The sequence below is a fragment of the Nostoc sp. FACHB-133 genome (assembly GCF_014698055.1).
Classification (GTDB): Bacteria; Cyanobacteriota; Cyanobacteriia; order Cyanobacteriales; family Nostocaceae; genus Nostoc.
In genome coordinates this window covers 1-15,785 of sequence record NZ_JACJSH010000099.1, presented here as the reverse complement: position 1 = coordinate 15,785, position 15,785 = coordinate 1, and the positions used below count along the sequence as shown (strand labels likewise).

The 15,785-nt window shown below is 42.2% G+C and carries 8 protein-coding genes; all 8 read right to left on the bottom strand.

What is annotated here, in order from left to right; all coding sequences use genetic code 11:
* Nucleotides 1-830 (bottom strand): alpha/beta fold hydrolase (locus tag H6G86_RS35745; protein WP_190938334.1); only part of this gene is annotated, 830 nt, incomplete at its 3' end.
* Nucleotides 823-1,380 (bottom strand): DsbA family protein, encoded by a 558-nt coding sequence (locus tag H6G86_RS35740; RefSeq protein WP_190938333.1) that lies wholly within the window; start codon nucleotides 1,378-1,380, stop codon nucleotides 823-825. The genes H6G86_RS35740 and H6G86_RS35745, both read right to left, overlap by 8 nt.
* A gap of 207 nt (nucleotides 1,381-1,587) precedes the next feature.
* The gene (locus H6G86_RS35735; protein WP_190938332.1) at nucleotides 1,588-2,217 is read right to left on the bottom strand and encodes a response regulator; all 630 of its coding nucleotides are present in this window, start codon (nucleotides 2,215-2,217) and stop codon (nucleotides 1,588-1,590) included.
* 66 nt (nucleotides 2,218-2,283) lie between these two features.
* Nucleotides 2,284-4,215: a PAS domain S-box protein gene (locus H6G86_RS35730; protein ID WP_190938331.1), complete on the bottom strand. Its 1,932-nt coding sequence runs from the start codon at nucleotides 4,213-4,215 to the stop codon at nucleotides 2,284-2,286.
* Between the two features lie 9 nt (nucleotides 4,216-4,224).
* A complete protein-coding gene (locus H6G86_RS35725; RefSeq protein ID WP_190938330.1) occupies nucleotides 4,225-4,623 on the bottom strand; it encodes a response regulator in 399 nt (132 codons plus the stop codon).
* A complete protein-coding gene (locus tag H6G86_RS35720; RefSeq protein WP_190938329.1) occupies nucleotides 4,616-6,280 on the bottom strand; it encodes a hybrid sensor histidine kinase/response regulator in 1,665 nt (554 codons plus the stop codon). Before H6G86_RS35720 ends, H6G86_RS35725 begins: the two co-directional genes overlap by 8 nt.
* Nucleotides 6,281-12,364, bottom strand: coding sequence for a hybrid sensor histidine kinase/response regulator (locus H6G86_RS35715; protein ID WP_190938328.1), 6,084 nt, complete (start codon nucleotides 12,362-12,364; stop codon nucleotides 6,281-6,283).
* Nucleotides 12,365-12,481: 117 nt separating this feature from the next.
* Nucleotides 12,482-15,785, bottom strand: a 3,304-nt coding sequence (locus tag H6G86_RS35710; RefSeq protein ID WP_190938327.1) for an ATP-binding protein, incomplete at its 5' end; no start/stop codon positions are given.

Below are 15,785 nucleotides of genomic sequence, written 5' to 3'. Positions count from 1 at the left end.
TCTTTTGGATGAGAGATAAAAGGAACATGACTGGAGTTAACTTCGGTTGTCTTAGCATTAATCCGTTTAGCCATAAATCGTTGAAGTTCAGGGTTGATGGCCCGATCGCTTTGAGTCACGAGAAACCAGGAAGGAATGGTTTTCCAAGCGATTTCATTCACTGATTGCTCAAACGCTGCGCTGGCGATCGGCTTTTGGGTTGCTGCCATCACTCGCGCCTCAGCCTTCGATACATCCTGGGCAAAAAAATCGTGAAACTTCCCGCGATCGACATAGAGGAAGTTTGCAGCATCAGACACGATCGCCGTGCTAATCGGAGGTGCTGCGTACTTTTTATTCAAATCACTCGTCTTTTCACCGACATCTGGTGCGAAAGCATTAACATAAACCAGAGCTTTCACCTGTGGATTGCCAGCCGCTGCACCCGTAATCACATTTCCACCATAGGAATGTCCAACTACTACAACAGAACCTTTTTGATTGTCAATCACCCGCTTCGTCGTTGCCACATCATCAGCAAGCGAGGTGAGAGGAATCTGTACAGCAGTCACTCTGTAGCCATCCTGCTCCAACAATGGAATAACATGTTGCCATGATGTACCGTCAGCAAAAGCCCCATGAACGAGAACGATCGCAGGTTTAGAGTTGGATGCTTGAGGTAATTCCTTGGAGGTGGCTGGTGTTGAAAGCATTGATATTCCAACAACAACACTTAATGTAAATAACCACAGCAACAATTTTTGAACTTTTTTCCATGTAAAAACTATCATTGCGATCGCCTCTGTATTCTTGCTAAATTGCTGAAATCTCTGATTCTTGTCGTTAATCATTTGCAGCAACAATGGCTGCCATTATCTGCTCAACAGTCCAGCGATCAAGATAGCGAATTCCATTAATAAACAAAGCGGGTGCAGCCTCCACTCCACTTCGCAGTCCACCTTCGATATCTGCATTGATCCGAGCAGCATAAGTTCCCCTGGATAAATCCTGCAAAAATTGAGAAATATCAAGTCCTAAACGATTGGCGTACTCTACTAGATAGCCATTTTCTAACTCTTGTTGATGAATGAACAATAGCTCATGCATTTGCCAAAACTGCCCTTGAGCCGCAGCGGCTTCCGCAGCTTCCGCAGCTCGTTGAGCATGTGGATGAATCTGTACCTGAGGAAAATGACGGAAGATAAAACCTAAATTGTTTTCTCCAAACGAAACCTTTAATTGCTGCCCGGCAACTTTAATCAATCGATAGACATTAGCACTTTGAAAACATTCATAATCTCCATACATGACGAAGACTACAGCAGCATTCAATGCACCTTGAATATGATCCTGGGTTGAAGGCAGAACGAATAAAGAACGATTATCACGGCCGTAGGTCATGTTTCGGTTTGTATTAAGCAATACTTTTGCCTTACAACCCAACTGCGCTAACGTTGCTATGGATTTAATATAAACAATTGACCCTCTTTTGTAGTCCACTCTGGGTTGACATTTTTATACAATCGAGTGATGGATGAACCCGTCCATCTCGCAGTGGAAGGTTGTCTACAACTAAAGTTGGAATTTGGATACCAACTTTAGTACAGCTTACAAACTGACAATCCCACGCTTAACAGCAGTAATCACGGCTTGTGTGCGATCGCTCACGCCCAGTTTGCTCAAAATCCGATTTACATGCGATTTGACAGTACTTTCACCAATAATCAAATCAATCCCAATTTCTTGATTACCCATTCCTTGTGCCATCAAACGCAGCACTTCCAACTCTCGTTCACTCAGTTCTGGATTGTTCATTCGCTGCAATAATTTTGCGCCCACTTCTGGCGGAATGTATTTCTGACCATTATGAATGGCGCGAATCGCATTCAAAAGCTCGCCAAGTTTAGAATCCTTAAGCAGATAGCCTTGAGCGCCCGCCTGTAAACCGCGATAGATATCTTCATCGCCATCGTAGGTTGTGAGTACCGCGATCCGAGCCTGCTTAAATTCAGCACAAATAGCTATAATGGCTTTAACACCTGCCATTTTGGGCATTCGTAAATCCATTAGTGTAACATCAGGTTGGTATTCTCGAAACGCGGCGATCGCCTGCTGCCCATCTTCAACTTGAGCGATCACTGTCATTTCTGGATCGCGGTTAATAATAGTTGTCAATCCTTGCCTGACAATGGAATGATCGTCAACAATCAAAACCCGAATATTTGTTGATTGGCTCATAATTATTCAGAATTAGAAATTGAGCTACTACAGGTTGCGTTTGTAACCAGTGCATTTTTAATATTCTCACTCTCGATTTACAATGACAACAATTTCTGTTCCTTGCCCAGGTTCGCTCTGAATACTCAGTTGCGCTCCAAGGTGTTCTGCTCGCTCGCTCATTCCCAGCAATCCAAATCCGCCAGATGGTATCCTAGCAACCCCAAAACCCCGTCCATCGTCTTTAACGCGCAGAATACATTGTGTATTATCGTACACCAACTCTATACGAATTTCGCCAGCATCAGCGTATTTTATGGCATTGGTTAATGCTTCCTGTCCAATTCGTAGTAAGTTATTTTCAACCTCGGCTGGTAAGGAATAGGCTGTGCCTTTTATTTCGTAGATCACAGAGGTATCAGTATTAGATCTCATTTGAGCCATAAGGCAATGAAGGGCAGTATGTAAATTGCCCTCCTCCAATAGCTGGGGACGGAGTGCTGCCACTGATCGACGAGCCTCGGCAAGTCCGGTTCGTGCCAATTCATCAATCATTTTCAGATGTGCCTGGGTCGCTTCTAAATCATCCGTTAGCACTTGTGTCGCTGCTTGGATATGCAGTAAAATGCCTGTAAAAGATTGCGCTAGAATGTCGTGGATTTCCCGTGCCATGCGGTTGCGTTCTTCCAAAACAGACGCTGCTTCTGCGTATTCGCGATCGCGTAGCGCGGCGTCAAGCCGTTCGGTAATGTCCTGCCCAATACCGATACTCATACCGTGACTCAGCCCAATACCTGCCCAGGAAGTCTCTACATAGCTACCGTCTTGAGTCCTAATTTTGAAGTCCTGCCATTTCCCAGTCCCTGCGATCGCGTGTTCCACAACCTGCTGGCAACACTTCTGATCAAGATAGTATTCTGCTAATCGGTCAAGGTCTTCTAATTCTGAATCAGACCAACCCAGGACGCGTTCTAATTCCCGGTTGACTAATTGAATCTGACCTTTTGCATCATAAAGAACCACCATAACCGGAATGTGGTCAAAAATCGTTTGCAGAAGTTCTTTCTGCTGCCGCAGTTTCAAGGTCCGTTCAGCAACCTGCTTCTCTAAAGTTCGATTATAATCTGCTAAGAGTTTTTCAGCCTGTTTGCGTTCCGTGATGTCCTCAAGGGCATCGATAGCATAGGCAATGTTGCCTTTAACATCATAGATAGGCGTTGCCCGAGTCTCTAAATTGATAATCTTGCCGTTTATATGGATTTCTATGTCATTAGCTGTTGCACTCCTGCCCCTTAATGCCTGCACCAGAGGCAAGTTCTCTATAGGGTACTCCTGATGAGTGCCGGCTTTATAGACTTGATAAATTTCTGACAATTGCTCGGTAGTAGCATCCCACTTGACTTCTTTGCCAAATATCTTTTTTGCCTTCTGATTAATGTAGTAAGGTTTGCCTTCTGCATCCAACACTCCCACACCCACTGGCATTGCTTCCAAAAACTGTATCAAGCGGCTCTCGTTCTCCTGAAGTTTGGTAATCAGTACAGCTTGCTCACAATTTAATTTTGCTAGCTCCTGATTCATTTGCTGTAGTTGCACATTTTGTTGAGCTAACTTTTTATCCTGAAGATAGCTATTAACTGCTTCTTTTACTGTCAATCTTAGGTCTTCAGTTTCCCAAGGTTTGGCAATGTAACGATATAATTTGGCATACTTGATTGCATTACCCACTGCTTCCAGACTAGGTTGCCCTGTCAGCATAATTTTCAGGGTTTTGGGCGATATGGCATGAATACGCTTTAATAATTCATCCCCTTTAATATTAGGCATGAGGTAATCGACAATGACCACAGGAACTTCATACTGTTCTTCTAGCAATTCTGATAGTAACTGTAGCGCTTCTTCACTGGATTGGGCCGTTTCAATGAGGTATTCATCTCCTAGTGTTTTTTGCAGCTCTACTTCCAGACTATCAAGGATTGTCTGTTCGTCATCAACACATATAATGACAGGTTTACTCATAAGTTTTAGTCACTCATTTTGTGCTATGCCAGACTTAATGGTTTCAATGAGTTTCTTATTATTCCAAGGTTTTGGCAAATAAGCATATAAGTTAGCTTGAGTTATAGCTCGTTCAATTGCTTCTTTATTAGCTTGTCCTGTTAGCATTATTGTAATAATATTTGGGTATTCTCTGTGAATAACGATCAGAAATTGATCTCCCTTCATACCGGGCATTAACCAATCAGAGATAATTACTATGATTTCTATCCCATCCTCTATGAGTTCCTGAAGGAGTTCCAGGGCTTCTTCGGCACTTTCAGCAAATTCATACAGGTAAACATTATCAAAGGCTCTTCGGAGTTCTAGCTCAAGACTTTCTAATACGACTGTCTCATCATCAACACATAAAATTGCTGACTTAGACATCGCTAGTCTCCTCGTTTAGATTGATGGGCAATAATACGGTAAATATAGTTTTACCAGGCTTCGAGGATACTTCAATTTTTCCTTGATGTTTTGCAACAATATTCTTGACGATATCTAATCCCAAACCACTGCCTTCCCCAGCAGGTTTTGTAGTAAAGAATGGCTCAAAGATTCTCGGCATAATTTCAGGAGGGATACCTTTGCCATTATCAGTGATGCTGACCAGCAAATTCGCGGTTTGCTGTGTCACATCAATCGTTAAGGTTCCGTTGTTGTTCATCGCTTGCAGGGCATTGTGGATGAGATTTGTCCAAACTTGGTTGAGTTCATCGGGATAGCACCATATCGAGGGCGACTCACCATAGTGTTTAATGACTTCCACCCCGTGTTTAATTTGGTTCTGATAAAGTATTAATACAGTTTCAATTCCCTCAATGATATTTGCCTGTACTTTTAACCCCGAATGGTCATAGCGGGCATAGATTTTTAGGGCAGATACGATTTTGGTAGCTTTTTCTGTGGCAGCGGCGATGGTTATCGTGCTTCTCTGTACTGTAGCAAATTGATAAGCAGTTTTTAAGATATTTTCGCTCTGTGGATCCTGTAACAATGGCAAAAAGGGTTGAATATTGTCATACACGCCGATATTTACCAGGGTGCTGGCAAGGGTATCAGCATTTTCAATCGACTGCAACTCTAGTTGATGCTGCAAATCTCGTTTAAATTGACGTTTTTCTTTGCTAGATAAGGAGGGGGTTTGTTGGGCTGACTTTTGCAGAAGAGCAAAAAAATCATGCTGACGTTCTCTTGAGAGTCCTTGAAAAAATTCGGGTAACTTTTTGAGGTTTTCAGTTAAGAATTCGGAAATATTCACCACAGATGAGCGAATTGCACCCACTGGGTTATTCACTTCATGAGCCACCCCGGCAATCAGTTGTCCTAGGGCACTCATTTTTTCAGATTGAATTATTTGGGACTGAGTGCGCTGGAGTTCGCTCAAGGCTTGTTCTAGCAATTTGGCTTTAGTTTGCAGTGAAGAACGCGATCGCTCCAATTGGGCTTCTGCTTGCAGGCGTTCTGCGATTTCCTGTTGCAGCATTTGATTCGATTGGGCTAGCAGTTGATTAGAATCGGAAATTGCAGCCGTTCTCTCCTCCACCCGTCTTTCTAACTCCAATGTAAGTTTCCTGAGAGTTGACTCCGCGCGATCACGTTCTTTAATTTCCTGTTCCAAACGCTCATTCTGCTCTTTTAGCCTCTTGGTCATGTATCGTAGGCTCAGGTGAACCGTGACACGGGCTAAAACCTCTTCAGCATCTAGCGGCTTTGTGATGTAATCCACCGCCCCGAAACTTAAACCTCTGACCTTATCTACCGTTTCAGAAAGCGCGGTCATAAAAATCACTGGGATGTCTTGAGTTGGTGGCGATGTTCTCAAGCGGCGGCAAGTTTCAAACCCATCTATTCCAGGCATAAGTACGTCTAAGAGAATGAGATCGGGAAGAGCATATTTGACTTTGTTAAGAGCACTTTCGCCATTTTCAGCTACCAAGACTTTGAAGCCAGAGTCAGATAACAATTCAAATAGTATTCCTAAACTAGCAGGCGTGTCATCTACTATTAAAATGATACCTTTTTCATTGGCTACTCCAGTCATTTACTCTCTCCTATATTGTTTGATAAATTCCTGGAGTTGTAGCTCTTTAAAACCTTTCGCTAATTGACGCAGATGAGAGGCAAATGGTATCAAATTTTCATTCAATTCCAGGTGTTCAGCTCGCTTCATAATACCTCTGATGTCGCCGATGACTGCTAGCTCAAACAGGACAGCAATTTCTTCTGGTGGCGGTGCAACCAGAGGTTTTGTTTCCAATCTATGTGTTGGAAGGGAGTTAGTTACTTGAGCGGCATTACTCTCCTGATAAATCCATTCTAGTTTCAAATATAGTTGTAACTTTTCTAAAAGCTCCTCTAACTTTATGGGTTTAGGGAGAAAATCATTGCAACCTGCCTCAAAACTTTTTTGTTGCTCCAAATCAAAAACACTACTTGAGGTAGCAATCACCACGACATTGGGTTGCAACTGCCGAATCTGACGGGTAGCTTCTAAGCCGCTCATTATCGGCATTTTCAAGTCCATAAAAATAACATCAGGTTTTAAATCACGCGCCTTATTTAAACAATCCTGACCATCCGTTGCTGACACAATTTCAAATCCTAAAGGTTGCAGCATACCAACTAGAACCAACCAATTTTCCAACTTATCGTCTGCTATCAAAACTTTGCGTCTTTCACCTTTATAACCAATAATTGTACGTTGTTCTCCTTGGTTAACATGAGTCGGTTGCTCAACTTCCGGCAAATCTAAGTCAAAGAAGAAAACGCTTCCTTTTCCTAAAGTACTCTTCACCTTCAATTCGCCGCCCATCATCTGAACTAATTGACGGCTAATTGTCAGTCCCAATCCTGTTCCTTCAATTTTGCGACTGTGATCTAGCACCTGCTGGAAGGGCAAAAATATTTTTTCTAATTGCTCAGTTGCTATACCAATGCCTGTATCTTGTACCTGAAATCTCATTTTGCCGTCATAATACCCAACTTTGAAAGTTACTCCGCCGATATCGGTAAATTTGACAGCATTACTGAGTAAATTAATCAACACTTGTCGCAACCGCTTCTCATCGCCTTTAACACCCATAGGCAGTGGGGTGAGAGGCTCGTAAATCAAGAAAATTCCTTTTTCTTTCGCCCGAATGTGGCAAATTTCAGTAATTTCTTTGAGAAATTTCGGAAAACGAAAATCACTTGAGTAAAGTTCCATTTTCCGGGCTTCAATTTTAGATAGGTCCAAAATGTCATTAATTAGGTTGAGTAGGTGGTTGCCGCACTGGTAAATGATGTCAAGACTATCTTTTTCTAGAGCGATTAAACTTTTGTCTCGTTTAAGGATTTGGGTATAACCCAAAATGCCGTTGAGCGGTGTTCTTAGTTCATGGCTCATGTTGGCGAGAAATTCGCTCTTGGCACGGTTAGCAGATTGTGCGGCATCTTCAGCTTTTTGCAGATGCAGATTTTTTTCCTGTAATTCCAGCGTGCGCTCTTCTACTTTTGCTTCTAGGGTGGTGTTGGCTGATTCTAAATCGGTATAGAGACGAGCATTTTCAATTGAAATCGCCGCTTGAGATGATAGGAGTTTTAAAACTTTTAACCTAGCAGGGGTAAAAGCATCTGCCATCAAATTATTCTCAAAATAGACAACGCCACCCAAATGGCCTTGATTGACAAGCGGCACGCACAAAATAGATTTTGTTTGATGCTCTTTGATATAAGGGTCAAGTGTAAAATTACCTTCACGAGTTGCATCATTTAAAACTACATTTTCCTTGGTACGGACGACATAGTTGATGATTGATGCAGGTAGACGGTCATTAATGGGAATTGACTGTAACACCTTTATACTGCTACGGCTACTAGATATAGTGTCAGAATGCACCTCGCCAGAAGCTTCAATTACCAATTTCCCTGCTTTGTCCAAAATGAGAAAGCCTGTTTGCGCCCCGGCATTCTCAATAAGAATCTTCATCAAGGAACTGAGTAATTTATCGAGTAAAATTTCACCAGAAATCGCTTGGGATGCTTTCATCACCGTAGCTAAATCTAAAGCGCTGTCTGAACTACTAGAGGTGGTTCCATAAGTTGTGTTGATTGGCATGTGAGCCATGCCCGACGGCTGAGGAAAGAACTGCGGATAGCGAGTTTCTAAATCTTTGACCTTTGCAGTTGCTCCCCAGCGTTCATAGCAGTAATGTGCTTCCTTCATGTAGGTTTGAGCAATCTTTTCTCTACCGCGAGATAGGTAAAATTTGGCAGCTAATTCATAAGCTAATGCTTCTTCTTGGATATATCCATTTTCCCTGGCTCCTTGGATAGCTTGTTCGTAGAATTCTTCTGCCTCAAGCAACTGACCTAGAACTTGTGCCGTCTCTGCTTGCACTAGATTATATTTATGCAAATAATTCATGGGCGCGTAATGTGCCCATTGTTTCATTTTCTCCTGGCTAAAGGCAACTTTTGTGAAGATTTCCGACTGCGCTTGAGTGCTGCTTTCGGGGTATGTTGCGAGTCTTGCCAGAGAATCATAGAGGTAGTACAAAGGAACAAAAGGTGTCGGTGTGACGCTGATCAAATAACCTTCCGCTATGGTCGAGTTTTCAACTGCCTGAGCATACTCAGAAAATAGATAGCATAGGAAAAGTTTGTTGAAATGTACCAAAAAGATTGCGGTTCCATCATTGACTGCTTTGTGTTGTGGTAGTCTAATCTCCTCATTGTAGAATTCGCCAACTAGACGGTAGGAATTGATTGAGCATCCTATCAAATTTGAGACAGATTGCTGAAATATTTCCTGCCAGCTGAGTACTGCTTCCCGTTTGAGTTGACGGATTGCTTCATTGTATGTTTTTATCTCGCGTTCAACCTCCACGAGTCCCTTTCCGAGGACAAAGGATTGAGAGCAGTACGCTTGAGCGCAGTAGGCGGCAAACTCTAAATCTCCAGTTTCTAGCCCACTTTGATAGCCTTCTAGGAATGGCTGCAATATTTCTCTAATATGTTCTTTCCAGTGGATGATGAAGAGATTTACGAACAGCAATGTCCGAGCTTTGAGTGAATGGGTATTCGGCTGTGACAACAGCCTTAAAGCAAGCTGTCCAAACTGGTAGCCCGACTCGATGTTTCTTACCATCCCACAAAGAATTAACCCAAAGGTAGCATACGCACACGGAGACACAAAAGCATTGCCATATTGGATTGATAAGTTGACCTGTTTAGATGCAAGTAGAGGCACTAAATCAGGAGCAGCAATTTGGGCGGCAATCGTTATGCTTAATAAGATTCGCATCGCCGCCAACTTGTCTGCTCCGGTCATTTGGGGCAAATGAATCAAGTCGCTGATCGGTTTCTCACTCAAGAGGGATGTGATTATGTCTAGTTCAAGGTACATATCCGACTGACTGGGCCTTTCGGGAAAACTGATTCCCAGTTGCTGCAAAACTTGCAACGCAGTATTGATTGCTTTCAACGGCTGGCTTTGCGCCATGCAAGTTTGAATTTTAACTTCATAAGCTTTCACTTTGTCTAGAATAGTTTTTGCTTGTTGCAGGACAACCGTTGCCCATTTCTCCATCTCATTGAAGTGACCGCAGAGGTACGCTGCTTCTGCGGCTGACTCATGTAAAGCCAAAGTGATTTCATACTGACGTTGCCAACTATTCAGCGGCAGCAATTCTATCGCTGTAGTTAAATATATTTTGGCAGCATCATAAGCTGTAGCTGCTAAAGCTTTCTGACCTGCCATCAAATTTAATTTGGCTATTTTATCTCGTTTTTCTTGCTCAGTAACAAGTTTAATGCCAATATTCAAATGATCGGCTATTTTAAATATCTTGTCTAATAACGTTTCCGGCTTAGTATTATATAATAGCAAACTACCAATTTGTAAGTGAATTGCTTGGTTTTGCGACTCCTCAACCAAGGCATAAGCGGCTTGTTGTACCCGGTCGTGCAGGAATTTATAATTTTGAATTAATAGTTCTTCATCTAACTCGGATATAGGCGAAATTAACCCTGAATGAAGTGCCTCTGCTAAGTCTACGAAAGTTTCTCTAGGCGATTTTTCACAAAGAATCGAAAGGGTGTTTAAGTCAAATTCCGCGCCTACACAAGCTGCCAATCGTAAAACTTGCTGCGTTGCATCTGGCAGTTTTTTCAACTTGCTAATCATCAACTCCACCACATTGTCGGTGATGTCTTTTGCTTCAATTTGATCCAGTTCCCAATACCATTTTGGATTTTGAAGCGACCGTTTGCGTTTTTCCTCCGAAAACTCTCCATGAAAGTTAATCGGCGACTTGGATTGTGGATTATTTATCTTAAACTCTAGTTGCAAATTCTCAGGGAGGTTAAAGGTAATGAGGTTTTCCGCATACAGGGTTTTGAGAAACTCATTCACAAAGAAAGGATTACCACCAGTTTTACGCAACAGCAATTTAGCCAAGGGTAAACTCGTGCTAGTGTCAGTGTATAGTGTATCAGTCAGCAGGTGACTAATATGCTCTTGTTTTAAAGGTGCTAACGTAATCTGGTTAATATCTACCCCTTCTTTTCTTAGCCCCTCAAGCATCATCAATGAATGATTTGGGTTAACTTCGTTATCTCGATACGCTCCAATCAGAAAAAGGTATTGCGACTCGCTATCCGTCATCATCAACTGAATTAATTTGAGAGTCGCCGAATCTACCCACTGCAAATCGTCCAGAAAGATGACCAAAGGATGCTCTTTCCTACAGAACGCTCTTATAAACTTTTGAAAGACTATATTGAAACGGTTTTGCGACTCGGTTGACCCGACTTCTGGCACGGATGGCTGTTTGCCGATAATGAGTTCGACTTCAGGAATGACATTAATAATGACTTGACCGTTAACCCCCAAAGCCTCTGAAATTTTGTTTTGCCATTGTTGCAGTTGCACTTCACTTTCACTGAGCAGTTGCCGCACCAATCCCTGAAAGGCGCTGACTATAGCACTATAAGGAATATTCCGCTGAAATTGTCCAAATTTTCCGGAAATGAAATAGCCACGCTTTTGGGTAATGGGCTTATAAATTTCTTGCACTAGTGCTGACTTACCAATACCGGAATAACCTGCAACTAGCATCATTTCAGTTCGGGAATATTGACTTGTCTCCCTCTCTCCTTTTCTCCCACTCCTTTCTGCTACTACTCGCTCAAATGCAGCCAGCAATGTTTCAACTTCCGCCTCACGTCCGTAAAGTTTCTGCGGGATTTGAAACTTGTCAGAAATATCTTGAGTTCCCAGAGGAAATTCTGAGATAGTTCCTGATGCTTGTAATTGGGCTAAACATTCCGACAAATCAGCTTTGATTCCCCAGGCACTTTGGTATCGCTCCTCAGCATTTTTTGCCATCAACTTCATGACAATGCCTGAAATGACTTCGGGAATCTTTGAATTCACCTCATGGGGTGAAACAGGCTGTTTAGCAATATGACAATGCACTAATTTCAGCACATCATTAGTCACAAAAGGCAGTTGCCCAGTGAGCAATTTATAAAAGGTTACGCCGAGAGAGTAAAAGTCTGTGCGATAATCCAGCAATCGATTCATCCTTCCCGTTTGCTCCGGCGACATATAGGCTAAAGTGCCTTCTAAAATATTGGGATTTTTAAAACTAGGATTAGTGCGGCTTAATTGGGTAGAAATGCCAAAGTCAATGATTTTGACAACCCCTGTTTCTAGATTGCTGACGATGTTTGCTGGGTTAATGTCTTTGTGGATAATATTGGCGGCGTGAATCTGACTCAAAATTTCTGTGATTTTGAGGGCAATGCCCAGAAATTCTGGTAAGGGCATTGGGTCATACCCTCCTGGGGATTCCTGGATCAATTTCTCTAAGGACTCCCCGCCAAAATCCTCTAGGATAATGACTAGGGTTCTTTGATATTCTTGTAAATTGTAAGCCTTAACCACTCCGCTGAGATTCAGGGAATGGGTAATTTCATATTCCTGCTTGTAGCGTGTGATTTCTGATGGGGTGGGATAGTCTTCCTTAAGCACCTTGAGGATAATGCCTGTATTATCCTGTTCCCGGATGCCCCTATAAACAACAGAATTTGCGCTTTCGTAGATTTTGGCAGTAACCGTAATGTGAGGTATGGAAATCATAACTAGCACCTCAAGTTAAATTTATCGAAGAATACCTAAAAAAACAGGGATTGATGCACATCGTAGGATTTTTATTTTTATCAATAACGGAAGTCCTGGCTCTATCTCTGTAAAACCTTACTTATATACAGGTAAGGACACAGTAAATCTGGTTTCACCAACTCTCGACTCCACCGAAATTTCTCCTTGATGTTTTTCCATAATTCTTTTGACTATATTTAGTCCTAAGCCACTGCCTTCACCAGCAGGTTTAGTGGTAAAGAATGGCTCAAAGATTTTTGGTATAATCTCAGGAGGTATACCCTTACCACTATCACTAATGCTAACCAGCACAAAAGGCTCTTGTCGCGTCACATTAATCCTCAAGCTTCCCTTGTAGTCCATCGCTTGCAAGGCATTGTGAATCAAATTTACCCAAACTTGATTTAGTTCATCAGGGTAGCATAAAATCGGGGGTACTTCATTATAGTTTCTAATCACTTTCACGCCATGTTTGAGTTGGTTGTGATAGAGGGTTATTACAGTTTCAATTCCCTCAGTGATATTTACTTGTACTTTTTCCCCAGAATGGTCGTAATGAGCATAGGTTTTCAAGGCAAATACGACTTTGGCGGCACGATCTGTTGCGGTAGCAATGGTTTTGGTGCTTTTCCAAACGCTAGCAAAATCATAAGTGGTTTTCAAAAACTTTTGGACATCTGGAGCTTTTAACAATGGCAAAAAGGGTTGAATATCGTCGCACACACCGAGATTTACCAGGGTATTGGCAAGGCTATCGGCATTGTCAATTGACTGGGACTCTAGTTGACGCTTCAAATCTTTTTTGAATTGACGTTTTTCTTTACTAGATAAGGAAGCTGTTTGTTGAGTTGATTTTTGCAGTAGAGCAAAGAAATCCTGCTGGCGCTGTTTTGTAAGCTGTTGGAAAAATGTGGGTAACTGTTCTAGGTTTTCAATTAAGAAATTGGCAATATTCTCTGTTGAGGAGCGAATAGCTCCTAGCGGGGTATTGATTTCATGAGCCACCCCAGCCACCAGTTGTCCCAGTGCTGCCATTTTTTCTGATTGAATCAGTTCTTCCTGGGTAGATTTAAGATGGGTGAGGGCTTGTGAGAGTTCTTGCGTTCGTTCCTTTACTTTAGTTTCTAAATTAGAATACAGACGTGCATTTTCGATCGCAATGGCGGCTTGAGTTGATAACAGATACAAAACTTGCGATCGCTCTGGTGTAAATGCCCCAGCCGCTAATTTATTTTCTAGATACAACAAGCCTATTAGCTTACCTTGATTGAGCAGAGGCAAACATAAGATTGATTGAGTTTGATTGTCTTGAATATATGGCTCATTAATAAAATTACCTTCACAAGTAGCATCATTTAAGATGACAGATTCATGAGTATGAATAACATAATTAATAATTGATTCAGGTAGATGATTTGCAGTTGGGATAGATTGCAGCACTTGTGTAGCAGAGATATTCTCACCATCATTGAATTCACCAGACGCTTCGATCGCCCATTCTCCTGAGTTTTCCAAAAGCAGGCATCCAGTTTGGGCCCCAGCATTTTCAATTAAAATCTGCATTAGAGAACTGAGCAACTGCTCCAATTCAATTTCACTTGAAATTGCTTGAGCTGCTTTCATCACCGTCGCTAAATCGAGAGCAACATGTGTGGTATTCGAGGTAGCTCCAGCAGTGGTGCGGACTGGTGTAGAAACTACGTTGGATGACTGAGGAAATAGTTGAGGATAACGAGTTTCTAAATCTTTAACCTTTGCCGTTGCGCCCCATCGCTCATAGCAGTAGTGGGCTTCTTTCATGTAGAGTTGGGCAAACTTTTCTCTACCACGAGATAAGTAATGTTTGGCGGCTAATTCATAAGCTAACGCCTCTTCCTGGATATATTCATTTTCCCTGGCTCCTTGAATTGCTTGTTCATAGAATTCCTCTGCTTCAAACCACTGACTCAGAACTCGTGCAATCTCTGCTTGCACCAGATGATATTTATGCAAACAATTCATTGGCGCATACTGTGCCCATTGCTTCATTTTCTCCTGACTAACCGTAACTTTTTTGAGAATTTCCTCCTGCACTTGAATGCCGCTTTCGAAGTATATCGCGAGTCTTGCCAGAGCATCATACAGATAGTAAAAAGGACCAATAGGTGTGCCTGTTATTCGGATTAAATAACGTTCTGCTATGGTTGAGTTTTTAACTGCCTGAGCATACTCAGAAAATAGGTAGCACAGGAAAAGTTTATTGAAATAGACATCAAAAGTTGCCGTTCCATCATTTGTTACTTCATGTTGTGGCAATCCATCTTCTTCATTGTAGAATTCGCCAACTAGACAAGTTGGGTTGACCGAAAAGCCCATCAAATTTGCGATCGTCTGCTGGTATATTTGGTTCCAGGTTAGCGCCGTTTTCTGTTTGATTTGACGAATTGCTTCACTATATTTCGTCATCTCGCGCTCAACTTCTACGAGTTCCTTTCCAACTGCGTAGGATTGGAAGCAATAACAATGAGCACAATAAGCAGCAAACTCTAAATCTCCAACTTCTAAACCTCTTTGGTAGGCTTCTAGCAAGGGCTGGGTTGTGTTTCTAATATGCTCTTTCCAATGAATAATAAAGTTATTCACAATGAGTAATGTTCTAGCTCTGAGAGAATGAACATTAAGGTGTGACAATAGATTTAGCGCAAGTTGTCCAAACTCGTACCCAATCTCAATGTTCCCACTCGTTCCACAAAGAATTAATCCGTAAAAGGCATAGGCAAAGGGAGATACAACAGCATTACCAGATTGAATTGATAAGTTTACTTGTTTAGACACAAGCAGAGGCATCAAATCAGGAGCCGCAACATAGGCAGCGATCGTGATGCTTGATAAGATTCGCATCGCTGCCAACTTGTCCGGTTCGGTCATTTCCGGCAAATGGAGCAAGTCCTCGATTGGCTTCTCGCCAATGAGTGATGTGATCGCGTCTAGCTCAAGCTGAATGTCTGACTGAGTTGGCGTTTCAGGAAAACTGATTCCCAGTTGCTGCAAAACTTGCAATCCAGTGTTGATTGCTTCTAATGGCTGGTTCTGCGCGATGTCAGTTTGAATTTTGACTTCGTAAACTTTCACGATGTCGAGAACCGTTTTGGCTACTTGCAGAACAACCACTGCCCAGGATTCTACCCGCTCAAACTCGCCACACAAATACGCGACTTCTGTTGTTTCTGTATATAACTCTAAGGTCAGCTCATAGTTATTTTGCCAACTGGAGTCTGCCAGCCATGCTCTACCTCTGACTAAATAATTTTGAGCCACACTATAGGCGATCGCAGCTTTTGCTTTCTGTCCAGCGATTAAATTTAATCTAGCAATTTCATTGCGTTCGGGTTGATCTGCAACAAGCTCAATTCCATGATTA